We start from the raw sequence: 24,780 nt of genomic DNA, 5'->3' as shown, positions 1-24,780 counted from the left end.
TTTTAGAAAAAAAAGGAGTATCTAATGAATTTTAAATCGTTCTTTTTTGTCGCAATTGCAGCTTCCTCTTTATTGGCTCAATCTGTTTTTGCTGAGCAAAAAACAGTTACTTATAAAAATGAAAGAGGATCAGTTTTAGAACTCAATATCTTGTCCGATAATAAAATTGAAGGCTATTTCACTACGGCTGTTGCCTCAAAAACGTGTCCACAAGCAATAAATCAAAAAAGACCAATTACTGGCTATATAGTAGGTAATGCATTATCTTTTAGCGTAGTGTATCCAATGTGTGAGTCCGTATTGAGCATTAGTGGGAATTTTGATAAAAATCAACAAGCGATTGATACCATTTCCATACTCAATAAGCAGGCAAGCGACGTGACTCATGAAGGACCAGGGGCCCGTTTTATTGGACATGATTCTTATAAAAAAATGGGATAAATCATAGAGTATAAAGTAGCCTGGATATCATTTGCATTTGTTCAGGCTTTATGCAGATTTAATCAAGACCTTCTTTGACGACTTTAGAAGAAAAATGGAGGAAAAAAATCGGAGAATTAGTTCATGATATGTAATATAAATTTTCTTCGATTGTACGCGATAATTTTTTTAATTATCTATGATAGGCATTATTTTTTTAGTTTATGTTACAAAAAAGGTGCAGGGGTTACTACAGAGTTTGTTCCTTTTTACTTTAATGCAGAGTGTTTCTATTGGGCGTTGTTCGCAATATGCGCTACCTATTTGATTTTGTTTTTCGCTACTGAATTGGGACGGTATATTGCTTCCCTTATTTTAAGAAAAAAACAACTTGGTGTGGTGGTTCATGCCACAATCGTTCTCTTAACTTCCTATTTCTTGCATCACTTGAAATTATTTACTCTTGTTACGTAGTAGTAAATAAAAAGTACAAAACTAGGCCAGCCTTAAACCGCGAAATATGCCTTGTAACTCGAGAAAGACCTTTTCTTTTGTTCGAGTGATTCCTATAACTAATAGAACCTGGGCAATGTAATAAAGCAACATAATTAAAACAGCTACGGGTTTATTGTGCGATAAAATAAATAAGTCTAATGACAAAATAAAGTCAGAGAGCAAAAAAAGACAGGCTCCGGTTCGCAGCAATAGTGATTGCTGTTTGACTTGAAAGGAACAAAATACCATTAAGGTCAGCAGGCATAAATAAATGGCTACCGGTATTTTCATTTCTCCCAGGTAGGGGGATAAAAAGTAAAAACTTATGAGTACAAATAACAGGATGGGTAAAAAGGCAAGCACATTCTTACTTTGCAATTGTAGGTTCTTTAAAAATAAACTGATATAGCTGCAATGGGTGGCCATAAACGCCAAGATCCCTATTTGCAATGCCGCTTTTATAGGAAGAGTCAAAAAGATATCACCAATTAGTGAAAATCCTAAGGCAAGGAGTAACAGGCGTTTTATATGCTTGTCTGGATTGACTTGAAAGACAAAGAGTATCAGCAATGCAATGGGAATAGGTTTGAGTAACGTAGTCCAGGGGTACTGAATAAAGGGAAGCAACAAAAGATAAAGTACCACGCTGAGTAAAACAAACGGCATGGTTATTTTAAATGGCTGTCCTCGCATTAGAATTCCCTGATTATTCAATGACCTTAATAATCAGAGTATACACTTTTTTTGCTTTTTTCCGTTAATTTTTTGTCTACTCAGGAAAAATATGGTTTAATAAAGCTCTTTTTGCTTTTTTTGGTGTCTAATTATGAAAAAAATAATCTTATTTCTGCTCATTACTTCTCTCTTCTCGGTAGGGCATGCCAGTAAACTCAGTAAGTTTTTGAAAGAAATGGATCAAGAAGATAGAGCCCGTCAGGAACGTGAGTGGCAACAAGATATGAATTTTGGTGATTTTTCGTTCCGTTTAGACAGACGTTATACCGATGATCATGGACAACGCTGCCGGGATTATAAGTTTAGATCGCGCAGCAATCCCTTCCGCCATGGATATTATACTGTCTGTGATGAACGCTAGGCCTTAAAATTTTTTCCTCGAACTGTGCGCTTGATGTTTGAGCGACTCTCTAAAAGACTGTCATCCCTGCGTAGGTACACTACTGTCCGGCGGCATGCCTCGCAGATTCTTAATGGTTCTTTAATTTTGTGAATTGAAATGGAGAAATCCATTCCATATTCTACAATAACATCATATAGACCAAAATCTTGCTATGGCAATGTAACTTTAAGGATGCATTATGAGTAAGTCTATGATGATGCTTTTCCTGTTGATATGTACTTCCTGCAATTATGCGAATATTGCCAATGATATTTTATTGAGCAGAACCTCAGAGCAAAAAACGCAAATACTAAGCGGTATTATTAATAGAGCGGGTGAAGCCTGCATTCCCATTGAATCGTTTTATCAAGGAGTGGATCGTAATGATGCGGCATATTGGAATATCTCATGCGCAAATGGCCGGTCATTTGTTATTCAAATAGCAAATGATGCAGATGCTACGACAACAATATTCCCATGCAGCTCAATTCAATCTTTAGGAGCCCAATGCTTTAAACGATTTGGCTTCTAAATGGCATAAAGATTCTTGGTATCCGTCCAAATTGATTCAGTAGATAAATATTAATGGAGTTGCATGAGCGCTGATTGTATACTCAATTAAAAGAGGAACTAATTATCTTGTTTGAATCGAAAAGAGGGATTTTTTATGGAGCAAACAGTAGAACATCGTGTGATACATTTAATTGCAAGGACACAGGAAATTGCCCCTGAAGCGATTGATTTGGATCAATCAATTGACCAAGTTGTTCCTAGCTCTCTGGATTTAGTCAATTTTTTCTTCGACTTGGAGGATGAATTTGATCTCGACATTCGTAATGATATCGGTAAAGAAAAAACAATCCGTGAGATAGCAATTGATATTAAAGCGTTAATTGCGAAAAAAAACTAAATACAAATGCCCCTGCACACGTTAACCAATGCCAGCGACTTCTATTCTTTATGTTTTTAAAAAAGAGTATTCATTACCTCATAAGGGATAATAATAAGCTATTCAACTAAGCATCATTGTGCCCATTTCTTTGTTGTTATTATTCAAAATAAAATTTAGAATGCTTTTTCATTTTTTTTATGAGTAGACCAAAATGGCATCTGTATTAGAGACTGTATTAGGGACTTTGGGGATAAAAAAACAACCATCTTATACACCTATTCCTCAATTGGGTATCAACAATGAGTTAAATACACTGCAAGTGGAATCACAAAGGTATTTTGCAATCGGTAAAGATGCTCGGGCGGCTGATGACAATATACTTGCCATCAAAGTGGAACAGAATTTTCTAACTACCAATTCTCATCAAATCGAGTTTTTGAATAAATGCGTCGCACTCGTAAAAGAAAAATCGATGCAGCTAAAAAGTATTGATCAGAAAATTACAGGAAGTGTGGTTTTTGGGGTCACAGCAACCGCTTTGTCTTTTCTTCCAGTAATCGGTTATATAGGTTGGATAGGCTGGGCAGCCGCAGCGTATTTTATAAATAAACGCGCTACTGCATATGCTGAGTATCATGAAGCATTGACGCTTTTAGTGGGCGCATGTAATTGGAGTCTTGGTTTAGGCCCTGATAAACGTAGCGACACTATTGAGAATTTAACAAAGAACAACTCAATACGTGAGATGATGGCAGTACTTTATCCCGTTCTTACAGAAACGCAAGTAAAACACTTGATTGCAGATGATATCGAAGATGTATTTACTCAAGAATTACACGAATACGAAAAAAGATTTCAACCCGGTTTCGAGCCAAGTCGATTTTTTTCTAAAAAAGACGATACGATTGCTCTAAGCAAAAAGGGCGCTGAGTTTAATCGTTGTATTTATGGTTTCAATAAAGGTGGGGTTACAGATTATCTTGATGCTATTGTATCTATCCTTCCTGATTTATATCGGGCAGCACTACATGGTTGGCACCGGCTGACACATTGGTGGCAGGAAAAGAATACTCATTCGCAAGACACAGAAATGGAATCAAAGGAGCACAAACAGGCTTCCATCAGCTAAATAATCCATTAGTACATCATACTGAAGCCCTGATAGTGTAACCGGGGCTTTAGAGTGAACATTGTTACCCGCCACCTGGTTACATCATTTTCTTATCCCACTGAATTCTCTATCAGGTTAATCGATCGGAACATTTTTTTTATCTATTATTCCCGAAGAATATTGGACTAAGTTGCTATCTCCTTAATAAGGTATTACTCCCCCGTGAATGGCTGAAGGTTCTATTGCAAAAAAAGGAGCATGGTTGTAAGTCTGAAGGAGTGAAACCCGGGTTGCACTTTGTTTCACCCAGGCTACATAATAGTATCTTCTAAACTACTTGCTCAATCAGAAATCTAGGGCGGCCCTTGCGAGTTCAGCACCCAGGCGCGCATTATTTTTAATTAAAGCGATATTGGCAAGCAAACTTTTGCCTTGGGTCAGCTGAGCTACTTCGGCCAGGAGAAAAGGCGTTAGTGCTTTTCCTGAAATATTATTTTGCTCCGCTTTTTGTATGGCATTCATAATGACGGGTTCAATCACTTCAAACGGAATATTAAATTCTGCAGGAATTGGATTGGTAATTAAGATTCCTGAAGACATGCCTATATCCCAGTGAGCTGTTACTATTTTAGCAAGGGTGGATATATCCTCTGCCCAGGTTGATAACGAATACTGAGTCGCTTCAGTATAAAATGCAGGCAATACCTGTGTGCGATAACCAATAACAGGTACGCTCATCGTTTCTAAAAATTCTAAGGTACGGGGGAGGTCAAGGATGGCTTTTGCACCAGCACAAATAACCGCAATCGGCGTTTTTGAGATTTCAATTAAATCAGCAGAAATATCCTGAGCATCACCTCGATGGACACCGCCAATTCCACCCGTAGCGAATAATTGAATTCCTGCTTTAGCAGCACAAAATAAGGTTGCTGCTACCGTGGTTCCAGCAGAATACCTGTTGGCTACTACGAAAGGCAAATCGCGTCGGCTTGCTTTTAAAACTTCTTTATTGCATGCAAATTGGTGTAATTCATTTTCTGTTAAACCAATCTTTATTTTCCCATCAATCACGGCAATGGTAGCCGGCGTGACACCGTATTCACGAACAATGTGTTCTACTGCTTGTGCTGTTTCATAATTATCAGGATAAGGCATGCCATGGGAAATAATCGTGGATTCCAATGCCAACACAGGTTTTTTATTTTCAAGAGCTGATTTTACATCCGGGGAGTAATCAAAAAATTGCTTCATAATCTGTTTCTCTTATTTTATATTTTGGCTGAATATTTTTTAGTGCTTCATGATCTATCTGTTTATTTACCGTATGACACGATTGCACGGTTAAAGCGGCCATTGCAGCTCCGGTTTGACATGCATCAATGATTGGTCTTTCATGTTTTAATTCATAGAGAATTCCAGCAATAAAAGCATCCCCTGCACCGCTAACATCAACAATTGTCTCGATAGGAAATGCAGGGAAATGCTTTTGAGTGGTTTCATTAACAATCACATAGCCGGATTTACCCAAACTGATAATGCAATTTTTAACTCCTTTGTCCAATAACAATTGACCTGCTTTGATGCAATCGGATACGGAATGAATATGAGTATGAGTCAACGCTTCTGTCTCAAAACGATCGGGTTTCAGTAAAAAAACATGTTCCAAACAAGCAGGAAGTTTTTTTGCTTTGATTACAGAAACAGGATCTATGCATAGCTTAATGTTTTGAATACGTGCTATTTGAATCGCATATTCGATTATTTCTTGAGGTAAATTAGTATCCAGAAAAACAATTTCTTTATTACCCCATTCACTCCAAGATCGAGTGAATTGCTCGAAAGGAACATGATCAAAAATTTCCATGTCTGCTAAAGCAAGAAATAATTCACCTTCATTATCCAGAATAACATCATAATGAGCAGTAGGTTTGTTAGGAAGTGTAAGAATATTTTGGATTTGGATATCCATGCTTTTTAAATGGGCTATTGCCTGTAGTCCATAATTATCCTTGCCCACCACGCTGTAAAGATGAACATTATCAGTTAGCAGGGCAAGATTATTCGCTACATTATGCGCAACACCACCAAACGTAGACATGGAGGAAACGGGATTTGAGGTTCCCAATTGCAATTTATGAATCGATGTTAACTTTCGATCAACGGTTATACCACCAATACAAATTATTTTTCTATTCATTAATCGATTAAAAAATGGCTTAAGTAATGCATCATAGCATGGATCTAAAAAATTAAAATAAATCAAAAGCAGCTTATATTAAAGGGCATTGCCGTACCCCAAAATTACCAAACTCCAGGCATCCACGAACCATGTAAACCATGGGGAATTCGACGAGGCATCTTAATGCGGGCAATGGGATCATTCTGGAAATCTTGAGCATCTAATATAACGAGTTCACTTTGGTTTGAACGTTTATCGTATACAAATAACAGTAAATAGCCATCGTCTTCTGATTTATGTGATGAGGCTGGTGCAAAAACTGCTTCTCCTATTTCTGCATGGGGGCCAAAATCATAAACCCATGAGCGTTGATTTGTTACATCATATTTTATTAGCGCATTAAAGGCTTGCTGGGATTTAAGAGTATTTGTCTTCGTTGGTGTATAAATAAATTGATGGGATAGGCTGTTTTGATCTTCCCTAATACGAGGGAATTCTACGAGTCGCTCATCCAGTACGCTATGTTTCATCGTTTCTGTTTTCAGATTAAGAACAGTTCGATTTAATCTAGGAGGAACGGATGGGCGCTTTTCTTCCTGTGTTAAAAGAACTATTTTTTCATGCCTAACGTAGTCAATAATAATTTCATGGTTTTGTTCATAAGCATTAGCAAAATGAAATACAAAAAATGGTTCGGTATGAAACCATTTTATTTGTCCGCCTGCTCGTGGCATAACACCAATGCGTACACCGAGTTCTGGTCGCCAACTCAAAACAGCTCCCCCAGACATCATCTGTTGTATATCAAAGAGCACAGGACAGTCAAAAATAAGAACGTAATTTTTTGTTAAAATAAAATCATGAATCATAGAACAATGGGGTTTTTCAATATCCCATTTTTGGATGTTTTCTCCATGTTTATCCAATCGGTAAAACGTCAAATAGGGGGGGATTAAAGCGTAATTTACAAACCACAACTCGCCATTAAGAGGATCGAAGCGAGTATGGGCACAAACTTCTATGGCATGCTGATCTTGATAAGGTTTCCATTCACCAAGGGTAGCTAACTGTGCTGTCATGCAATATGCTGGTGCTGATTCACTAAGCGCCAGATAAATATCGTGGTGACGAATAATATGAATAAATGCGCCATTCTTTATAGCAACAGGCTCATCTTCAGGGCCTGCCCATCTTGGATCCATTGGGGCAGGGTGCATAACACCACCATAGAGTGCTTTTCCTGCTTTTCGTTCTTTAAGTAACCCTTTGGTTTCAACAAATCGGTTCCGGTATGCTGCGCTACCCTCTGCTATATAAACTGCATGAATCATGCCGTCTCCATCGTATGGATATGTATAGGAAATAGGTGCGAACTCTGGATTTGGGCCATTACGCATATAAACTCCCCGTAAATCTTTAGGGATTTCTCCTAGTATTTCCAATTGACTCACATCTAATTCATCGTGAACTGGAGCATAGTTTCCTGATAAATAAGGATTATTTCGATTATTCATGTGCTATTCTTTTCTGAAGTCGTTTTAAATATATAGCATAATCTATTGCTTGTGAAAAAAGCAGTTCATCGAAATATAACTAAGGATAAATTATGGGGCAATTAGTTGACGGTCAATGGTATGATGTTTGGTATGATACTTCTAAAACAGGAGGAGCATTCAAACGAGAACCTACTCAATTTCACTCAGCGATTCGTAATGAGCCCAACACGCGTTTTCCTGCTGAAAAGGGCCGTTACCATTTGTATGTATCCCTTGCTTGTCCATGGGCACATCGTACTTTGATCTTCAGAAAACTCAAGAAATTAGATGATTATATAGATGTTTCTATTGTGCATCCTCATATGCTTGAACATGGTTGGGAGTTTAAAAAAGGAATGGGAGCTACTGGAGATTCTTTGTATGGATTGAATTATTTATATGAGCTTTATATTAAAGCAGACAATAAATACAATGGTAGGGTCACTGTCCCTGTTTTGTGGGACAAAAAAGAAAAGACGATTGTTAGTAATGAGTCAGCAGAAATTATTCGGCAGTTTAATCAGGCATTTAATCATTTAACCGGAGATAACCAAGATTTTTACCCAGAACCACTGCGCTCAGAAATTGATGCGTTGAATGAGCGAATTTATAATGCCATTAATAACGGAGTTTATCGCTGTGGTTTCGCGACGACTCAGCAAGCTTACGAAGAGGCGTATGCCCAATTATTTCTTTTACTTGATGAACTGGATGTGCGCTTAGGTAACCAAAAATATTTATTCGGGGATCAGTTAACTGAAGCCGACTGGCGCTTGTTTACGACGTTAATTCGCTTTGATGCCGTATATTACAGTCATTTCAAAACAAACCAACAGCGAATAAGTGATTATGAGGCACTCCAACCTTACTTAGAGCGGTTGTATCAACATCCTGGGGTACGTGAGACCGTAAATTTTATGCATATCAAACAACATTATTATTTTAGTCACAAGACAATAAACCCAACACAAATCGTGCCTTTAGGACCAAAACTAAACTTTGATTCATGATTACTGCAATGATTTCGTAGCCAGAGCAACTGTCTCTCGATCACATCTCTGCCTACTCCCCGCGGCTTGTCCCTGAGAGATGGTCACAAAAAGTGACCATCTCTCAGGCATAAAGCGCGGTACGTAGGAAAGCAGTACGTTGAGAAATTTAAGCGGTACGTAGAGAAACTTAAGTGGTACATGATAAATTTAAAAAACTGACGATCGTTCAGGGCTTGTCCGCGGGGTCCAGTGTTTTAGTGCAGATCTTCTGGCTCCCGCGGACAAGTCGTGGGGCGGGACGTCGGGGTAGATCTGGGTTGGTTTTTCAGCGATGTCTAGATGCTTCAGTTGGAAGCAACCAAGCTACATTGGTTGGGGGGTTATTTATCTTTATTCTTCTTTTTTAGATCTTTTTTCACCCAATTAATTAATCCACCCTCACGAAGCAATTCGATTTGACGTTTTGATAAGGTTTGTTGAACTTCCACATCTTTATCATTGATTTTTATTCTGAATGTCTCTTTCTCCAGAATGTCAGGCAATTTCTTGATTTCAACGACATCATCTAATTCAATTGCATCGTAATCTTTAGGATTTTTAAAAACTAAAGGCAAAATGCCAAAATTGATTAGATTTTGCCAATGAATGCGGGCAAAACTTTTGGCAATGACTATTCGTAAACCCAGATAGCGGGGAGCTAAAGCGGCATGTTCTCGGCTAGAACCTTGTCCATAATTTTCTCCGCCTATAATCACATGACCTTTTTTATTTTTTTCCGCACGCGCAGCATAGTCTGCATCGATATGAGTAAAAGTAAATTCACTAATTTTAGGAATATTACTCCGATAAGGCAAAACTTTTGCCCCAGCGGGGGAAATTTCATCCGTTGAAATATTATCCTCTACTTTAAGTAATACGGGTATTTTCAATGAATGAGGCAATGGTTCAAATTCAGGCAAGGTTACGATATTGGGCCCTTTCACTAATTTTATTTTTTTTGCTTCGGATAATGGAAGGGGTCCTTCAAAGCATGCCTGATTTAATATCCTTTTTTTGGGTATTTTTATTTTAGGATAAGGCATATCTAAAGTTGTAGGATCAGTAATTAATCCGGTCAATGCAGATGCGGCTGCAGTTTCTGGGCTACAGAGAAAAACCTTGTCTTCATCAGTGCCCGAGCGCCCGGGGAAATTTCTTGGTACCGTACGTAAACTGTTTTTTTCTGTTGCAGGAGCCTGCCCCATCCCAATACATCCATTGCATCCTGCCTGATGAATGCGAGCACCTGCGTGAATCAGACTTCCTAAATAACCATCTCGTACTAATTCTTCTAAAATAGTTCGGGAGCTTGGATTAATATCAAATGAGACATTGGGGTGAACGGTTCGCCCTTTTACTATTTCGGCTGCAATCGCAAAATCCCGATAACCAGGGTTAGCTGAGGAGCCGATATAGGTTTGATAAACATCTTGGCCTGCTATCTCGGAAACTGGAACCACATTTCCTGGGCTCGTAGGTTTCGCAATCAGTGGTATCAGTTTGGATAAATTGATTTCCACATGTTCATCATACGCTGCTTTTTTGTCTGCTTTTAATTCAATCCAGTCTCTTTCGCGACCTTGACTTTGCAAGAATTCTTTTGTTATTTCATCCGAAGGAAATACTGTAGTAGTTGCTCCTAACTCAGCGCCCATATTGGCAATCACGTGGCGATCCATAGCACTTAGATGTTTTAAACCCTCTCCGTAATATTCAAAAATGTAACCCACACCGCCTTTTACATCGTAACGACGTAACATTTCCAGAATAACATCTTTTGCACTCACCCATTGGGGCAACGATCCGGTTAGATGAATGCCCATAACTTTGGGCATTTTTATATATAATGGATAACCTGCTATAGCCATTGCGACTTCCAATCCCCCGGAACCAATAGCAATCATTCCTAAGGAGCCCGCAGCACAGGTATGACTGTCTGACCCGGTTAATGTTTTACCCGGTTTTCCAAAATTTTGCATATGTACCGCATGACTGATCCCATTTCCAGGGCGGCTAAAATAAAAACCAAAACGTCTTGCTGCACTTGCAAGAAAGAGATGATCATCAGGATTTTTATTGTCTTCTTGGATTAGGTTGTGGTCTACATACTGAACGGAAATTTCAGCTTGAGTTTGTTCCAGACCTATTGCTTCCAATTCTAGCATGACCAGGGTACCTGTCGCATCTTGGCAAAGAGTTTGGTCTATTTTTAAGGCAATCTCTTTCCCTGGTTCCATTTTTCCTTCAAGAAGATGTGTTTTGATAATCTTTTCAGTCACATTCATAGCTATTTTCTCCATGAGAACAGCTGATTGTTTAACTATAGCATAGTGAGATAAATACACTTAAACAGATATCTAGGGTGAGGAAAAGCACGATTATGGTAATGCAATAACGATAAAAATAGATACTTTGTTACATTACGAAGGATGGGCTAGACTTCAATTTGAAGGATCGGTTTGGAGGAATATGGTATGAACTATGATGATCGGTATCAAGCTGGCCGTGTTCTAACGGATTCGCTAAAGAATTATGCGAAGCGCACCGATGTAATTGTGTTGGCATTACCTCGAGGAGGTGTCCCCGTAGGCTATGAAATTGCGACCAAGCTATCGCTCCCGCTTGATATTTTTATTGTTCGTAAGCTAGGTGTCCCTGGACATGAAGAATTGGCTATGGGTGCTATTGCTTCTGGAGGGATAACCGTTTTAAATGAAGAAATAGTCAACTTATTACATATACCCCCAGAAGCGATTGATAAAATTCAAAAATCCGAACAGGAAGAATTATTGCGACGCGAACGGGTTTATCGGGGCACGAAACCCTCTCCGGAATTATCGGGGAAAACCATAATTCTTGTGGATGATGGTATTGCAACTGGCTATACCATGCGTGCGGCAATTGCAGCATTGAAACAAAAAAAACCAGCAAAACTTATTGTCGCAATTCCAGTTGCTGCACGCTCGACCTGTGACGAAATCGCTCCATTAGTTGACGAGCTCATTTGCCCAATGCGCCCAGTAAGCTTTTATGCTGTAGGATTGTGGTACAATGATTTTTCACAAACGACAGATGATGAAGTGTTGCAGTTGTTACAACAAAACTAACGATATCACAAAAAATAACTTATCCTACACTTTACCTCCACTACTGACGTGCAGAAGTGCTTTGTACATCATTTGAAGATAATATTTTTAATAATTCATTGTATTTTTTCTAAATTTAAGTAGGGTATGTTGACAATTCATCCATAGTCTAAGTCCTGCGACTTGTTCGCGGGATCAAGGCCATGGAGAATAAAGCTGCAATGTCTGATTATTAAACCAGATCGATCATGTATTCCGCGAACAAGTCGCGTAACGTAGGTGAGAGGGACTAAAAGATGAGCGATTTAACCAATACAATTATTTTAATTACAGGGGCTTCCAGCGGAATTGGTCAGGCTTGTGCTCGCTTGTGTGCCAAGCATGGAGCTCGATTGATACTCAGTGCTCGCCGTGTCGAACGGCTCGAGGCTTTGGCAAAAGAGTTGGGTCAACAATACGGAGAGGAGCATTACGTTTTGCCTTTAGACGTATGTGATCAGGACCAAGTTAAGAAACAACTGGGCTCTTTACCCAGTCAATGGCGTTCTATCGATGTCTTAATTAATAATGCCGGTTTGGCATTGGATAGTTTGCCTTTGCAACAGGGAATTGAAGCACATTGGGATGTCATGATTGATACCAATATTAAGGGCTTGCTTTATGTAAGTCGTACTTTGATTCCCGGGATGCTAGAGCGCGGACGCGGTCATGTAGTGAATATCAGTTCTGTTGCGGGACATGAATGCTATCCGAACGGTAATGTTTATTGTGCAACGAAACACGCAGTACATGCTATTTCAAAATCAATGAGACTGGATATGCTGGGAAGGCCGGTTCGTGTTACTGAAATCGCTCCAGGGGCAGTAGAAACTGAGTTTAGTGAAGTACGATGGAATGATAAACAAAAAGCAAAAGAGTTTTATCAGGATTTTCAACCCTTATTGGCTGAGGATATAGCAGATGCCATTGTATATTGTATTACTCGTCCACAGCATATGGATATCGAAGAAATGACGATTATGCCAACGGTGCAAGCTTCTGCAAATCATCTATTTAGAAATAAGGAATAAGTAAAGTTTGTGCAAAAAACATACACTCCATGGTCTCCATGGTCTATTATTTAGATATATAGGTAATGACTCTTCCTGACTGAACCATTTAATAATTACAGGTTGGGAGGTTGTGTTGGAGAGTGGTGTGCAAGCCTATGAAGTTGATGGGAAGCCTTAAGCTCTGCATAAACCTCCACAGTGAATAATGAAACAGGCTCAGGAGACGGGAAGTCGTTGCCTGTATTTTATTAAGCAAAATAAATAAAAAAGTAATCATTTTGATTAAAATATGAACATATTGTATACTTAATCTACGCTGATTAGATTCGTAATAAGAGCCAGGAGGCTATTATGAAAAAACTAATTATTTCCGTAGTCTTAAGTATCCCTTTTTTCTTAACTGCCTTGCCCATTTTTGCAGCATTCCCTTCAGCGCTTGAGAGTCCAGCTCCTAGGACAGATGCCTCGTCTATTAATAATTTACCCAAAACAGCAAATTATGCTTCTTGGCATCACTGGCATTATTACTAATTTTTAAGATTCAGTCTATTACGTATCAATGAATAGGAAGATATCATGAACAAATTAATATTTGCAGTGACGGTGTTAGGCACCATGTTGTTAGTAACAGGATGTGGCAGGGATCGGGTTTATTACACTCCAACTTATACTACTCCAGTTTATACTACTAAGACTTACTACGCGCCTGCTACTAAAACCTATACGAAAACTTACTACACTACTCCCGCTGCTAAAATCTATACTAAGACCTACCCCGCTGTTAAAACCTATTACACTCCAGGCTATGCTAAGACCTATTATACTCCAGCCTATACTACTCCTGCTTACACCTATAGTGTTGGGTATCAGACCAGCCCCTATTGGGACATAGATTATTATAATGATAGCGATGCTTATTATTATGGCTATAATGATTTAGGTAATGTGGGTTATTGGGGTATGTATAATACTTATCAGGTTTATTAATTGAAGAGCCTGGGTTCATCAGGTTCATTGAGCGATCCTCGTGGCTAGGCTGCGAGGATCCAATAAACTGTATAGGGTAAGGGCTAAGTCCCTATTAGGGGGCGAATGTATTTGGCGTTATTCTTTCGCACGAGAAACGTACTCGCCTTTACGGGTATCCACTTTAATTAACTCGCCAGTTTGGACGAATAAGGGAACGCGTACTACAGCTCCGGTTTCTAAAATGGCTGGTTTTCCACCGCCGCCAGAAGTATCGCCTTTCAAGCCAGGATCGGTTTCCGTAATTTCTAAAACCACGAAATTAGGGGGTGTAACTTGTATTGGTTCATTATTCCAAAGAGTTACGATACAAATATCTTGTTCTTTTAACCATTGTGCTGCATCAGCGAGTACTTCTTTGCCTAAAGCATATTGTTCGAAATTATCAGGAACCATAAAATGCCACAGCTCGCCATCGTTATAAAGGTATTGCATTTCCATATCGGCAACATCAGCAGAAGGTAAGGTTTCATTCGATTTGAACGTGCGCTCTACAACTCGGCCTGTTTTCAAGTTACGGATTTTAATGCGGGTAAAAGCTTGGCCTTTTCCGGGTTTTACGAATTCACAATCGAGAATAGTACATGGGGCGTCATCAACCATTACTTTCAAGCCATTCTTTAATTCATTGGTGCTATAAATTGCCATTAGTGCTCCACAGTTGAGATTTTGCTTCGTTTTAGTTAAAGTTCGCACAGTTTATCAAGTCTGTGTAATTAATGCGAGATACCTCTTTAAGTTGGCAAAAAAATTTGGCACAAGGTTTTGCTTCAGTAACTGAATTATTAACTTTTCTGGAGCTGCCCTCCTCTATGGGAAATTTATATGCCGAAAAGCAATTTCCCAGTCGTATTCCTCTGGGATTTGCTAAGCGCATGCAAAAACGAAATCCTCGTGACCCTTTATTGCTTCAAGTTTTAGCTTCTGAATCCGAATTACACATGAGAGAGGGATTCGGTGTAGACCCCTTGGATGAGCGCAGTACTAATCCAATCCGAGGACTAATTCATAAATATTACGGCCGTGTTTTATTAACCTTGACTGGTGTGTGTGCCGTGAACTGTAGGTATTGTTTCCGCAGACATTTTCCTTATCAAGAGAATAATCCTGGTCGCAATGGCTTTAAAGCAATTTGTGATTATCTTGCACAAGATACCAGTATTACTGAGGTGATTTTAAGTGGGGGCGATCCTTTATTGGCATCCGACTTGGTTCTCTCTGAGCTAATCCAACAATTGGAAGATATTCCTCATTTGCATACATTGCGTATTCATACACGAATTCCTGTGGTTTTTCCTGAACGGATTGAGCAGGGTTTGCTTTCATTATTAAAAACAACTCGATTCAACAAAGTTATTGTACTGCATTGCAATCATGCACAAGAGCTTGACGATTCGGTGCGACAAACACTTAATGATTTACGACAAATAGGATGCCATTTGTTAAATCAAACTGTTTTATTAGCAGGAATAAATGATGATGCTCATATTCTAGCTGATTTAAGCCAGGCCTTATTTGCATACGGCGTTCTGCCTTATTATTTACATCGATTAGATAAAGTAAAGGGAGCAGCTCATTTTGATTTGCCTTTCGCTGCAGTACAAAACATTTATCAGCACCTACAACATCTTTTACCAGGATACTTAGTGCCACGCTTAGTTTGTGAAGAACCAGGAAAATTAAGTAAAACACTATTAATTTAAATATACTATTAACACTGTATTTACTTTCTTTTTCCTAAAAAAATTACCGTAAAATAGCTTTTATCCAAAATGGCAAAAATTATGAAGAGATCACGAATGAACAAATTACCTATCTTAAGTATTGGAGATTCTGTGGAAATCATTGCACCTGCGTCTCGCAGTTCGGATAGCCAATTGCTTGGATTAAAAGAGTTATTAGAGTCTTGGGAATTAAACTGTATTGTTCAGAAGGATATTTTTGCTCCCGATTTATTATGTGCGAATACGGATGAAATGCGTTTTACCCATCTTAAAAATGCCTTACAGAATCCTAAAACAAAAGCAGTAATTTGTGTCCGTGGTGGCTACGGCTCCACGCGCTTAATCCCCAGATTGGCAGAAATTCATCCTCCAGATGCGGTCAAAATATTTATTGGAATAAGTGATGTAACCTGCCTTCATCTTTATTTACAACAGCATTGGGGTTGGCCAACAATTCATGGTGCTGCTGCGCCTGATAAATTTTCTAAAGAGACGATTGCAGCAGTGAAATCTATTTTATTTGGGGAGGCGCCGATTCAATTTACCGGATTAATCCCAATGAACAGGCATGCACAAGAAGATGGTTTTATTAAATCCCATGTGACTGGCGGCAACTTAGCAATAATTCAGTCAGGAGTAGGAACATCTTGGCAAATCGATGGCCGAGACAAAATTATTTTGCTTGAAGAAATTGGCGAGCGAGGATACCGTGTTGATCGTATGCTGGAACATTTAAAACAAGCAAGCCTTTTTTCCCATGCTGCTGCAATCATACTGGGAGATTTTCTTGAGGGCGATGAACCGAATGGTTCTTCTTTGGTTGAGCCAGTCTTACAACGTTTTGCTGAAAGCTGTCCTATTCCAGTATTAAGAATTGCAGGAATAGGACATGGTCCGATTAATTTTCCCATTCCTTTTGGCACCGAGGCGCATTTACAATTAGGGAAAAAGGCCCAGTTAACGTGTTTTCGTTAAGAATGTAGCTCTGGGCGAAGGAAATAAAATGCCCTGGATTCCGCGCTTTACGCGCGGAACCCAGTCCGGCCTTCATGTTGGGTGAGGCAACAGGTCATTGTGCACAGATTAAATCACTTGTCCCTCATCCTGGTAGAGGTTAATAAGTTTTTCCTGGGCACAATTATTTCCTTGGGTTACAGGCTTATAACTGCCATCACTTTGCATTTCCCACGTGTTACTGTTGTCTTTGAGGTAGTTTTTAATGATTTCTTGTTTGATTCGTTTTTTGCAGTTTTCATCAAGAATTGGAAACATAATTTCAATACGATGGTATAAATTTCTTTCCATGAGATCAGCACTAGAACAAAAATAATATTCTTCTTCGTGAGTGCGAAAGTAAAATACCCGATGATGTTCTAGGAATCGCCCGATATAGGAAAGCACGCGTATGTTTTCTGAAATACCAGGAATTCCAGGTTTAAGGCAACATACCCCACGCACAAGTAAATTTATTTTAACTCCTGCTTGTGATGCCTTATATAAAGCTTGAATTATGGTTTTATCCGCTAACCCATTTACTTTAAGGAGAATTTCCGTGTCTCCTTTTTTTAATGCGGCTGCAGTGCATTGTTCGATGTATTGCAGCAGTGTTTTTTGTAACGTAAAAGGTGAGTGGCTTAGCGCTTTGAGTTTAACTACTTTGCCAAGGCCAGTTAACTGTTGAAAAATGATTTGGATATCGGAAGTAATTGTAGGCTCACACGTTAATAACCCTAAATCAGTGTAACGTTTTGCGGTGTATTCATGGTAGTTTCCCGTACTTAAATGGACATAACGCTTGAGTTTCCCATGAGCACGTCTGACAACCAGGGTCATTTTGGCATGAGTTTTATACCCTACAACACCATAAAGCACAAGAATTCCTGCGGCATGTAAACGATTTGCCAATTTCAGATTGGATTCTTCATCAAAACGAGCCCGTAGTTCAATAACGGCAGTAACTTCTTTGCCTGAATGCGCCGCATCCACCAAAGCATCAACCATTACTGATTGGGAGCGTGTACGATATAAAGTTTGACTGATCGCCAGAACATTAGGATCGCTCGCTGCCTGCCGTACAAAATCAATAACCACTTCAAAGCTTTGGTACGGGTGATGCAGCAGAATGTCTTGTTCGTCAATGACATTAAATAAATTACGTTCTGACTTTGGAAAGCTGGGATATTGTGCTGTAACAGGTGGGTAATTCAAATCCGGTCTCTCAATGCTGTTAATCGCAGTTAAATGACGTTGGATGTTAACTGGTCCATCACAATAATAAGTATCTTCATGACGTAAATGGTATTTTTGCAATAGGAAATCCACAATTTTTTCTGGGCAGTTTTTTTCAATTTCAAGTCGAACCACATGGCCATAATGACGGGAAAAAATCTCGCGTTGTACGGCTTTGGCCAAATCATCAATTTCTTCTTCTCGCAAAAACAGATCACTATTTCGAGTAAGACGAAAAGAATAGCAGCCGCTAATCTCCATCCCTGGGAATAAACTATTCACATGGGTAATAATAATGGAGGAGAGATGAACAAAATAATGGGCATCGCCGCATAATTCTGAAGGCAAATGAATAACCCTGGGAATCGATCTTGGAGCATGTACTACCGCATAATTAATATTACGATCAAAAGCATCTTTACCACTTAAAGAAATAATAAAGTTTAAACTTTTATTAATCAGTTGCGGTAAGGGATGCGCCAAATCAAGAGCGATTGGGCTAATTACGGGTTGAATCTCATGTTTAAAATAATGTTTTGCCCACAAGTGAATGTCGTCAGTCCATTTTTCGGTATCAAGAAAGTGAATATTTTCCTTACTCAATGCCGGGAGAAGCTGTTTATTAAATATGGAGTAAAGCTGATCTATGAGTTTATGTGTTTTTTGGCTAATCTGACTAAATGCTTCATCAGGACGTAAACCATCAATCGTTAATTTTCCTGAGGAGAGGGCAATTTTTTCTTTAAGTCCGGCAACGCGTATTTCAAAAAACTCATCAAGGTTACTGCTGCAGATGCTAAGAAAACGCATTCTCTCCAGTAAAGGCACACGCTCATCATTAGCCAACATAAGAACTCTCTGATTAAATGCAATAATAGAAAATTCTCGATTGATATAATATTCTGGATTATCCAACACTGTTTCCAAGGGAGCAACTCCGTTTATTTTTTATAATATTAGGGTCTTACATTCTTACTATCTTGGCCAAAATGGCTTGATTTTCTGTTCTCCTTGCTTAATACTCCCTGTATGCTGCGTCGCTCGGTGTTCGAAAATCAAGCCATTTTGACTCAAGCTGGCGAAATGGAAAGCCCCTGGATTTAATAGGCCATGTTACTATTTTAGACCTTAACGAACCAGAAAAAAACACACTGCTATAAAACCTATAAAACCATAAAAGGGTGATAAATTCCAAAAGGTTAAAGCGAGAAAAAATACAAAACAACACAGTGCAATTGGAATAGAAAAATACATACCAACGACACCTTGAGCAACTGAGTAACTGGCTGCAGCCAGTAATGCCAATGCACCATATTGAACTCCAACCATTATTTTCCGCATTCCGGGTCCATTATGACTGGTCAGCCAATGATAGCCTGCTAAGGCCATTAATAACCCTGGTAAATTAAGGCTAAGCACAGCAAGAATCAAACCGGTGATTCCAGCAGCTTTATATCCTATAAGGGCAGATAATTTGACTCCGGTTAATCCTGGAAAAATAAAAGTTGAACCAACCATGGCAATGAACTCTTCCTGTCCAATCCACTGTCGATACTCAACAGCTTCATATTCCAATAGTTTTAACATGGAATTACCTCCCCCTAGGGAAATAAGACCAATTTTTCCAAAGCTTAGAATAATCGCGAACAGGGTATTTATCATAATTGCATTAAATTTTTCAGGAAAGCTACATATTCGCAGGAAACAGGTTCATCCAGCAAGTGCTTGGAAATCGTCTCTACGAGCTGGAGTGATTTTCCTTCAATACATACGCTAAAATAAATTTTTTGAAGTACTTCAAGGCGGGCAAGCTCGATTTTCACTTTTGGTTCTGTTGGAAATTTATAGATAAGTGCTTCCTTTTTAACAAAAATTTCGATGCCTTCATCTTCAACTTGCTGGATCATTTTCTGTAGCTCTGGGGGGAGAACTTGGTCTTGAGTTCGTTCAAGAGTTATTTTACGGCCATAACCAACAGCATGATTTATTTGTTTAAGTAATGGCTTATAAAGTAACTGATCTCGGCGTTTCTTGATGTTGTAGTTTTGTCCAGGCAGTAAATAATAATAATCTTCTCGAATTTTCTGTTTATAATTAGCTAACTCGAGTAATGCATTATCAATAGTGTTTAAAATAATTGCTTCATCATCCGGCCAAAAATAACGAATTTCCCATTTTAATTGTTCGTCTTTTTTATCCACAAAATGAGCCAAGGGTAAGCTTGCTTTTGGGGCAAATTCGAAATTCCAGACTAAGCGTTGGTTCGTGCTCAATTGCTACTCGCAAAATAAAGAGTATATACTACAGCTTTATTATACAAAGCAAGGAAGGTATTGATATTATGGCCATTCTGTTCTTTTTAGCATACTTGATATTTACCCTAATTGTTCTTTATAGAGCAATGAACCCGTTAGTTTGGGAACTGGGTAGTGTCTTTTATTTAATTGTAGCCACATTTGCTATTGGTTTGCCTTGGGTTATTGGCTTCTTACTTTGGCTTGTGATTATTATGGCCTTACTTGTCGTGTACCTTGAACCCCTACGAGCAGTGATTGCGGATTACCTTTATAAGAAAGCCGGAAAATCGATTCCTAAGTTATCAAAAACCGAGGAAGAAGCGCTTAACGCCGGCGATACCTGGTTAGAACAAGATATTTTTACGGGAAAACCAGATTGGGATAGATTAGCGAACGTCAATACGGAGCTTACTGGAGAAGAACAATTATTTCTTAATAATGAAACGCACACCTTATGCAGCATGATTGATGAGTGGGAAATTAGCCAAACACGTGATTTGCCCGAGCATGTTTGGAAGTATATGAAGGATAACGGTTTTTTTGGTTTGGTGATCCCAAAAGAATATGGCGGTAAGGGATTTTCTGCGCGTGCGCACTCTGATGTGGTAATGAAAATATCCAGTCGTTCAGGTGTTGCTGCAGTAACTGTTATGGTACCTAATTCATTGGGTCCCGGCGAATTAATTAATTATTATGGTACAGAGGAACAAAAAAATCATTACTTACCCCGCCTTGCAAAAGGTATTGATATCCCCTGCTTTGCCTTAACTGAACCTGGTGCAGGCAGTGATGCAACCTCCATTCAATCAACTGCGGTCGTCATGAAGAGGAAAGTTGATGGTAAAATGGTACTCGGATTAAACATTACTTTAGACAAACGTTGGATTACGTTAGCACCAGTAGCAACGTTAATTGGTCTTGCAGTCAATGTGAAAGATCCCGATGACTTGTTGCAGGGTGAAGGAGAAGAAGGGATTACTTGTGTGCTGATTCCACGTGATACCAAAAATCTGGAGATAGGCAACCGCCATTTACCCTCTGATCAACCATTTATGAATGGAACTATTCGTGGGAAAGATATTTTTGTGCCTATAACAACAGTGATTGGCGGTCAGAAACGAATAGGTAGTGGATGGCAAATGTTGGTTGAATGCTTGTCCATTGGGCGTTCGATTTCTTTACCTGCACTGGGTGCTGGTTCTTCCTCTTCTTGCTATCTCGCAACCGGTGCTTTTGCACGTGCGCGCTGTCAATTTAATGTAGAAATTGGGCAATTTGAAGGAATTGAAGAAAAACTTGCAGAGATCGCGGGATTAAATTATTTGATTAATTCAAATCGATTATTGACGGTTGCTGCTGTAAATGAGCATAAAAAACCTTCAGTAGCTTCTGCAATTGCTAAATACTTTAATACCGAACTGGCACGATTAGTGGTTAATTCATCTATGGATGTGCATGCTGGCCGGGCTGTTGTAGTGGGGCCGCGGAATTATTTAACTAATTTTTATAACGGTGTTCCTATTTCCATCACTGTGGAAGGGGCAAATATAATGTCACGAAACTTGTTAATTTTTGGGCAAGGATCTATGGCATGTCACCCCTACATACGCGATGAGTTTTATGCTATTTCCAATCAGGATAAAACAGCATTTAGAGAGGTTATCTGGAAACATATTCATTATTTTATGCAAAATTTTGCCAAAGCAATTTGTTCCGGATGGACTGGGGGGATATTTATTTGTGCACCCAAGCAAAAAATGAAAGGTGAATATAAACGACTAGCACGTCTGAGCCACGCTTATGCATGGCTTGCAGATTTATCTTTGATTGTGCTGGGAGGAGATTTAAAACGCAAAGAACGCTTATCAGCGCGTCTTGCTGATGGGATGTCTTATCTTTACATGGCAATGGCGGTTTTGCGCAATGTGCAATTGAATAATGAAAATCCTGATGATCTGGTACATGCTCGCTGGGCAGTGTCCTATTGTTTCTATCACGCACAAAGAGCGATGATCGCATTGTGTTATAATTTCCCCTCCCGATTTTTGGGGGGACTCGCTCGTATATTGGCATTTCCTTTGGGGCAGACTATGCGCTATCCCGCCGATAAACTCGAGCAAAAATTAGCACGTTTGATGACCACGAATAATCAATATCGTGATCGGTTGAAGGACATCGTTTACCTAAGTGGTGACCCCAAACAACCAATAGATAGAGTGGAGCATGCGTTACAGCAAATCATTCAAACAGATGATCTTATTAAAAAGACCGGTGATTTAAGACGGGTTAAATTTGGTAAATTAAGGGAAAAATTAAAAGAAAAGGTTGAAAAAAAGGAATTAACTCAAAAGGAAATGGATGCCTTACTTGCAACCGAAGCCGCACGTTGGGATGCTATTTTAGTTGATGAGTTCACCTTTGAGTCAATGAAAAAGCAATCGTTTCAGTCAGTGATTGATGAGATTAAATCACCATTTATGCCTGGAGATGCTTCTTCCTAGAAGCATTCCCATGGTGACGCCGTTTTTTAGCCCTGAAAGTTAGCAGTGTCTTCAGGGCGATAGCCAAAAAATACAAATTGTTCGTTTTTTCTTGTATTTTACACATTTTTAACGGGTGAGCTAAAAAGCTGTTTTTCCGTATGCAACGCCAGTTTGCTATAATAAAGTCAATACATTAAGCCGAATTCGTGAGAGAGATTAATTTATGTCTGCACCTGCACCTGTAGTATACGATGAACCTCAAGTAGCATCCCCCGAAAAATATAAGAAGAAAGCGTTGCCACCTCGAGATGATCTTTTAAAAGCAATGCAATCTGCGGAGAGGTCACCGGAGTTGGCACGATATTTAAGGCAACAAGTTCATCAAATAGTTGAAAACTCAACCCTCTTGAATAAAAGTCCAGAGTCAAAAGCACTTGCGCAACAAGTACTGAAAGCAGTAGAAGAATTTACTCAATTTGTGGAATATAAATTTTCGCAAGAATCACAAGTTTGGTCTGGCATACCGCCTAAATCTTCTTTCGATCAAATGCAGACTAAAATTGCAGAAAAAGCCGGTGCTACGATATCTGAAAAGAATTTTCCAAGTATCCGATTCGATTATGGGATCAGCAAAGAGGGTCATTTTGTTCGTGGATATGGTTCAACAGAGAAAGGGGCTCCTCCATTGGAAGAGGAAACAGTTGATTCTTTAGACCGCTTGTTTAACGCATGGTTAGCTAATAATCATCAAGTAATCACTAGAGATGGTTTTTTCTTTAAGAACGAGAAGGGCGTAGAAAGACAACTGACTGGAGACGAAGTAGAGGCGATAATGGCAGATTCCGCAAAAGAATTTAAGGAATATTTGAAGCGGAGCGGCGTTGAATCCGAACTCGTATCTCGACAACGTGAATACCCAGGCGAACATCGATTGGAAGAAACCAAGAAAGCTGCTGCTCAGAAAGCTGTAGATACGCTAATTAACGAGGAAGCTAAACTGGAAAAAGAAATGCCAGAACCCGAACAAGCTCAAAATGTTGGGCCGGCTTCTTAATCAGCACTTTTGCACGACCGGCTGGTGCAGCGAGAGCAAAAAAATTGGCCTTGAGCATTAAAGGCTTTGGCTGCACCGTATTCACTGCTAAATTTAAATCTTATTCACTGCGTGGAGTCTTTCTAGAGTTCCTATATCAAACCAGAGGCCATCATAAACACTGGCAGTTACTTTATTTTGTGCTGCATATTGTCGAATTAAAGGCGCGACGGAATAGCGCCCTTGCATACATGGTGCAAATATCTGAGGATGGTAGCAACAGATTCCTGCAAGAGTATATTCTGGATTCGTGTTGCTTAATTGAGTTTGATTAATTAACCCGAAGTCGCCATGATGATTAAGCGCAGGATTTTTATTTACCAAAATCACATGGATCGAATTAATATATTCCAGGGGTATTTGCGAAAAATCAAAATCTGTATAGATATCTGCATTGATGGTAATAAAAGGTTTAGTCCCTAGTAGTGGAAGTGCGTTTACGATACCACCACCTGTCTCTAGTCCTCCAGGAGGCTCGGGTGAGTAACAAATTTCAATTCCCCAACGTGTTCCATTTCCTAAATGTTGACGAATTTTTCCTCCAAGGTAAGCATGATTGATCACGACTCGTTCAAAACCTGTTTTTGCCAAATTCATTACATGATGCTCTATCAAAGGCTTTTCTTTAACCATGCACAAAGCTTTTGGTGTGACTTCAGTAAGCGGTTTTAAGCGATCACCGCGTCCGGCGGCTAATATCATAGCAGTTTTCATGGTAGATAAACTCTCATTACATGATGCTCTATCAAAGGCTTTTCTTTAACCATGCACAAAGCTTTTGGTGTGACTTCAGTAAGCGGTTTTAAGCGATCACCGCGTCCGGCGGCTAATATCATAGCAGTTTTCATGGTAGATAAACTCTCATTTGCAGAAATTGGAAAAATGGGCGTAATTCATCATAAATTTCTGTACATTCAAGTACATATTTTAGGGTTAAAGGTAAATCTTTAAGGTATCCGGGTTTGTTATCTCGTAAATGCACGGAGTAGTTTAAATTCCATAATTATTCC

24 protein-coding genes and 1 pseudogene are annotated in these 24,780 nt (G+C 39.2%); 14 read left to right on the top strand and 11 right to left on the bottom strand.

Annotated features, from left to right (window positions below):
• Positions 1-24 precede the first annotated feature (24 nt).
• Complete coding sequence (locus LXO92_RS00125) at positions 25-441, top strand: avidin/streptavidin family protein (protein ID WP_182350733.1); 417 nt, start codon at positions 25-27, stop codon at positions 439-441.
• A 474-nt stretch (positions 442-915) separates the two neighbouring features.
• Here LXO92_RS00125 and LXO92_RS00120 read toward each other — a convergent pair whose 3' ends face one another.
• Positions 916-1,608 (bottom strand): lysoplasmalogenase, encoded by a 693-nt coding sequence (locus tag LXO92_RS00120; protein ID WP_232890076.1) that lies wholly within the window; start codon positions 1,606-1,608, stop codon positions 916-918.
• Positions 1,609-1,741: 133 nt separating this feature from the next.
• Between LXO92_RS00120 and LXO92_RS00115 the strand changes: the two genes are divergently transcribed.
• The 4 genes from LXO92_RS00115 to LXO92_RS00100 all read left to right on the top strand — a co-directional run bounded on the left by LXO92_RS00115 (position 1,742) and on the right by LXO92_RS00100 (position 4,053).
• On the top strand, positions 1,742-2,011 hold the full coding sequence (locus LXO92_RS00115; RefSeq protein ID WP_182350730.1) for a hypothetical protein: 270 nt from the start codon (positions 1,742-1,744) through the stop codon (positions 2,009-2,011).
• A gap of 220 nt (positions 2,012-2,231) precedes the next feature.
• Positions 2,232-2,564 carry a hypothetical protein gene (locus LXO92_RS00110; RefSeq protein WP_182350729.1) on the top strand — a complete coding sequence of 111 codons (333 nt, stop codon included), beginning with the start codon at positions 2,232-2,234 and terminating at the stop codon, positions 2,562-2,564.
• Positions 2,565-2,699: 135 nt separating this feature from the next.
• Complete coding sequence (locus LXO92_RS00105; protein ID WP_182350728.1) at positions 2,700-2,942, top strand: acyl carrier protein; 243 nt, start codon at positions 2,700-2,702, stop codon at positions 2,940-2,942.
• Between the two features lie 193 nt (positions 2,943-3,135).
• Positions 3,136-4,053, top strand: coding sequence for a hypothetical protein (locus LXO92_RS00100; protein WP_182350727.1), 918 nt, complete (start codon positions 3,136-3,138; stop codon positions 4,051-4,053).
• A 327-nt stretch (positions 4,054-4,380) separates the two neighbouring features.
• On the opposite strand, the gene LXO92_RS00095 is transcribed toward LXO92_RS00100, so the two are convergent.
• From LXO92_RS00095 to LXO92_RS00085, 3 genes are all read right to left on the bottom strand, one after another.
• The gene (locus LXO92_RS00095) at positions 4,381-5,286 is read right to left on the bottom strand and encodes a pseudouridine-5'-phosphate glycosidase (RefSeq protein WP_182350726.1); all 906 of its coding nucleotides are present in this window, start codon (positions 5,284-5,286) and stop codon (positions 4,381-4,383) included.
• Complete coding sequence (locus LXO92_RS00090; protein ID WP_182350725.1) at positions 5,270-6,232, bottom strand: carbohydrate kinase family protein; 963 nt, start codon at positions 6,230-6,232, stop codon at positions 5,270-5,272. The genes LXO92_RS00095 and LXO92_RS00090 overlap by 17 nt, the downstream gene beginning before the upstream one ends.
• A 104-nt stretch (positions 6,233-6,336) precedes the next feature.
• Complete coding sequence (locus tag LXO92_RS00085) at positions 6,337-7,728, bottom strand: carotenoid oxygenase family protein (protein WP_182350724.1); 1,392 nt, start codon at positions 7,726-7,728, stop codon at positions 6,337-6,339.
• 92 nt (positions 7,729-7,820) lie between these two features.
• On the opposite strand from LXO92_RS00085, the gene LXO92_RS00080 reads away from it, so the two are divergent.
• On the top strand, positions 7,821-8,759 hold the full coding sequence (locus LXO92_RS00080; protein WP_232890073.1) for a glutathione S-transferase family protein: 939 nt from the start codon (positions 7,821-7,823) through the stop codon (positions 8,757-8,759).
• Positions 8,760-9,121: 362 nt separating this feature from the next.
• Here the strand turns inward: LXO92_RS00080 and LXO92_RS00075 are convergent, their stop codons facing one another.
• Positions 9,122-11,065, bottom strand: coding sequence for an aconitate hydratase (locus tag LXO92_RS00075; protein WP_182350722.1), 1,944 nt, complete (start codon positions 11,063-11,065; stop codon positions 9,122-9,124).
• Between the two features lie 189 nt (positions 11,066-11,254).
• Between LXO92_RS00075 and LXO92_RS00070 the strand changes: the two genes are divergently transcribed.
• The 4 genes from LXO92_RS00070 to LXO92_RS00055 all read left to right on the top strand — a co-directional run bounded on the left by LXO92_RS00070 (position 11,255) and on the right by LXO92_RS00055 (position 13,905).
• The gene (locus tag LXO92_RS00070) at positions 11,255-11,887 is read left to right on the top strand and encodes a phosphoribosyltransferase (RefSeq protein WP_182350721.1); all 633 of its coding nucleotides are present in this window, start codon (positions 11,255-11,257) and stop codon (positions 11,885-11,887) included.
• Positions 11,888-12,162: 275 nt separating this feature from the next.
• Positions 12,163-12,936: an SDR family NAD(P)-dependent oxidoreductase gene (locus LXO92_RS00065; protein ID WP_182350720.1), complete on the top strand. Its 774-nt coding sequence runs from the start codon at positions 12,163-12,165 to the stop codon at positions 12,934-12,936.
• Positions 12,937-13,269: 333 nt separating this feature from the next.
• Complete coding sequence (locus LXO92_RS00060; RefSeq protein ID WP_182350719.1) at positions 13,270-13,449, top strand: hypothetical protein; 180 nt, start codon at positions 13,270-13,272, stop codon at positions 13,447-13,449.
• Between the two features lie 45 nt (positions 13,450-13,494).
• Positions 13,495-13,905, top strand: a complete 411-nt coding sequence (locus LXO92_RS00055; protein WP_182352906.1) for a hypothetical protein — start codon at positions 13,495-13,497, stop codon at positions 13,903-13,905.
• Positions 13,906-14,022: 117 nt separating this feature from the next.
• On the opposite strand, the gene efp is transcribed toward LXO92_RS00055, so the two are convergent.
• Positions 14,023-14,592 (bottom strand): elongation factor P, encoded by a 570-nt coding sequence (efp, locus tag LXO92_RS00050; protein ID WP_182350718.1) that lies wholly within the window; start codon positions 14,590-14,592, stop codon positions 14,023-14,025.
• A gap of 71 nt (positions 14,593-14,663) precedes the next feature.
• Between efp and epmB the strand changes: the two genes are divergently transcribed.
• Both epmB and LXO92_RS00040 read left to right on the top strand, forming a co-directional pair.
• Positions 14,664-15,647 carry an EF-P beta-lysylation protein EpmB gene (gene epmB / locus LXO92_RS00045; protein ID WP_232890072.1) on the top strand — a complete coding sequence of 328 codons (984 nt, stop codon included), beginning with the start codon at positions 14,664-14,666 and terminating at the stop codon, positions 15,645-15,647.
• Positions 15,648-15,743: 96 nt separating this feature from the next.
• Complete coding sequence (locus LXO92_RS00040) at positions 15,744-16,643, top strand: S66 peptidase family protein (protein WP_182350716.1); 900 nt, start codon at positions 15,744-15,746, stop codon at positions 16,641-16,643.
• Between the two features lie 108 nt (positions 16,644-16,751).
• On the opposite strand, the gene ppk1 is transcribed toward LXO92_RS00040, so the two are convergent.
• The 3 genes from ppk1 to LXO92_RS00025 all read right to left on the bottom strand — a co-directional run bounded on the left by ppk1 (position 16,752) and on the right by LXO92_RS00025 (position 20,170).
• Positions 16,752-18,824 (bottom strand): polyphosphate kinase 1, encoded by a 2,073-nt coding sequence (gene ppk1 / locus LXO92_RS00035; protein WP_182350715.1) that lies wholly within the window; start codon positions 18,822-18,824, stop codon positions 16,752-16,754.
• Positions 18,825-19,025: 201 nt separating this feature from the next.
• Complete coding sequence (locus LXO92_RS00030; RefSeq protein ID WP_182350714.1) at positions 19,026-19,559, bottom strand: chromate transporter; 534 nt, start codon at positions 19,557-19,559, stop codon at positions 19,026-19,028.
• Positions 19,556-20,170, bottom strand: coding sequence for a hypothetical protein (locus LXO92_RS00025; protein WP_182350713.1), 615 nt, complete (start codon positions 20,168-20,170; stop codon positions 19,556-19,558). Before LXO92_RS00025 ends, LXO92_RS00030 begins: the two co-directional genes overlap by 4 nt.
• A gap of 68 nt (positions 20,171-20,238) precedes the next feature.
• Between LXO92_RS00025 and LXO92_RS00020 the strand changes: the two genes are divergently transcribed.
• Both LXO92_RS00020 and LXO92_RS00015 read left to right on the top strand, forming a co-directional pair.
• Positions 20,239-22,695, top strand: a complete 2,457-nt coding sequence (locus LXO92_RS00020; protein ID WP_232890070.1) for an acyl-CoA dehydrogenase — start codon at positions 20,239-20,241, stop codon at positions 22,693-22,695.
• Between the two features lie 205 nt (positions 22,696-22,900).
• Positions 22,901-23,731 carry a hypothetical protein gene (locus LXO92_RS00015; protein WP_182350711.1) on the top strand — a complete coding sequence of 277 codons (831 nt, stop codon included), beginning with the start codon at positions 22,901-22,903 and terminating at the stop codon, positions 23,729-23,731.
• 93 nt (positions 23,732-23,824) lie between these two features.
• Here LXO92_RS00015 and murU read toward each other — a convergent pair whose 3' ends face one another.
• Positions 23,825-24,484: an N-acetylmuramate alpha-1-phosphate uridylyltransferase MurU gene (gene murU, locus LXO92_RS00010; RefSeq protein ID WP_182350710.1), complete on the bottom strand. Its 660-nt coding sequence runs from the start codon at positions 24,482-24,484 to the stop codon at positions 23,825-23,827.
• An 8-nt stretch (positions 24,485-24,492) separates the two neighbouring features.
• Positions 24,493-24,618: pseudogene (locus LXO92_RS00005) on the bottom strand (sugar phosphate nucleotidyltransferase); the annotation flags it as partial.
• Positions 24,619-24,780: the final 162 nt, after the last annotated feature.

The sequence above is a fragment of the Legionella resiliens genome (assembly GCF_021344005.1).
Lineage (GTDB): Bacteria > Pseudomonadota > Gammaproteobacteria > Legionellales > Legionellaceae > Legionella > Legionella resiliens.
The sequence above is the reverse complement of the archived record's forward strand: the minus strand, read 5'-3'. Positions and strand labels throughout refer to the sequence as shown.

Excerpts from the sequence above, each read along its gene's own strand:
- LXO92_RS00040 (WP_182350716.1), top strand. The coding sequence starts at position 15,744 with ATGAACAAATTACCTATCTTAAGTATTGGAGATTCTGTGGAAATCATT.
- LXO92_RS00125 (WP_182350733.1), top strand. The coding sequence starts at position 25 with ATGAATTTTAAATCGTTCTTTTTTGTCGCAATTGCAGCTTCCTCTTTA.
- LXO92_RS00060 (WP_182350719.1), top strand. The coding sequence starts at position 13,270 with ATGAAAAAACTAATTATTTCCGTAGTCTTAAGTATCCCTTTTTTCTTA.
- LXO92_RS00015 (WP_182350711.1), top strand. The coding sequence starts at position 22,901 with ATGTCTGCACCTGCACCTGTAGTATACGATGAACCTCAAGTAGCATCC.
- LXO92_RS00105 (WP_182350728.1), top strand. The coding sequence starts at position 2,700 with ATGGAGCAAACAGTAGAACATCGTGTGATACATTTAATTGCAAGGACA.
- LXO92_RS00100 (WP_182350727.1), top strand. The coding sequence starts at position 3,136 with ATGGCATCTGTATTAGAGACTGTATTAGGGACTTTGGGGATAAAAAAA.
- LXO92_RS00085 (WP_182350724.1), bottom strand. The coding sequence starts at position 7,728 with ATGAATAATCGAAATAATCCTTATTTATCAGGAAACTATGCTCCAGTT.
- LXO92_RS00080 (WP_232890073.1), top strand. The coding sequence starts at position 7,821 with ATGGGGCAATTAGTTGACGGTCAATGGTATGATGTTTGGTATGATACT.
- LXO92_RS00075 (WP_182350722.1), bottom strand. The coding sequence starts at position 11,065 with ATGAATGTGACTGAAAAGATTATCAAAACACATCTTCTTGAAGGAAAA.
- LXO92_RS00110 (WP_182350729.1), top strand. The coding sequence starts at position 2,232 with ATGAGTAAGTCTATGATGATGCTTTTCCTGTTGATATGTACTTCCTGC.
- LXO92_RS00020 (WP_232890070.1), top strand. The coding sequence starts at position 20,239 with ATGGCCATTCTGTTCTTTTTAGCATACTTGATATTTACCCTAATTGTT.
- LXO92_RS00115 (WP_182350730.1), top strand. The coding sequence starts at position 1,742 with ATGAAAAAAATAATCTTATTTCTGCTCATTACTTCTCTCTTCTCGGTA.
- LXO92_RS00095 (WP_182350726.1), bottom strand. The coding sequence starts at position 5,286 with ATGAAGCAATTTTTTGATTACTCCCCGGATGTAAAATCAGCTCTTGAA.
- murU (WP_182350710.1), bottom strand. The coding sequence starts at position 24,484 with ATGAAAACTGCTATGATATTAGCCGCCGGACGCGGTGATCGCTTAAAA.
- LXO92_RS00065 (WP_182350720.1), top strand. The coding sequence starts at position 12,163 with ATGAGCGATTTAACCAATACAATTATTTTAATTACAGGGGCTTCCAGC.
- LXO92_RS00070 (WP_182350721.1), top strand. The coding sequence starts at position 11,255 with ATGAACTATGATGATCGGTATCAAGCTGGCCGTGTTCTAACGGATTCG.
- LXO92_RS00120 (WP_232890076.1), bottom strand. The coding sequence starts at position 1,608 with ATGCGAGGACAGCCATTTAAAATAACCATGCCGTTTGTTTTACTCAGC.
- LXO92_RS00090 (WP_182350725.1), bottom strand. The coding sequence starts at position 6,232 with ATGAATAGAAAAATAATTTGTATTGGTGGTATAACCGTTGATCGAAAG.
- epmB (WP_232890072.1), top strand. The coding sequence starts at position 14,664 with ATGCGAGATACCTCTTTAAGTTGGCAAAAAAATTTGGCACAAGGTTTT.
- LXO92_RS00030 (WP_182350714.1), bottom strand. The coding sequence starts at position 19,559 with ATGATAAATACCCTGTTCGCGATTATTCTAAGCTTTGGAAAAATTGGT.
- LXO92_RS00055 (WP_182352906.1), top strand. The coding sequence starts at position 13,495 with ATGAACAAATTAATATTTGCAGTGACGGTGTTAGGCACCATGTTGTTA.
- efp (WP_182350718.1), bottom strand. The coding sequence starts at position 14,592 with ATGGCAATTTATAGCACCAATGAATTAAAGAATGGCTTGAAAGTAATG.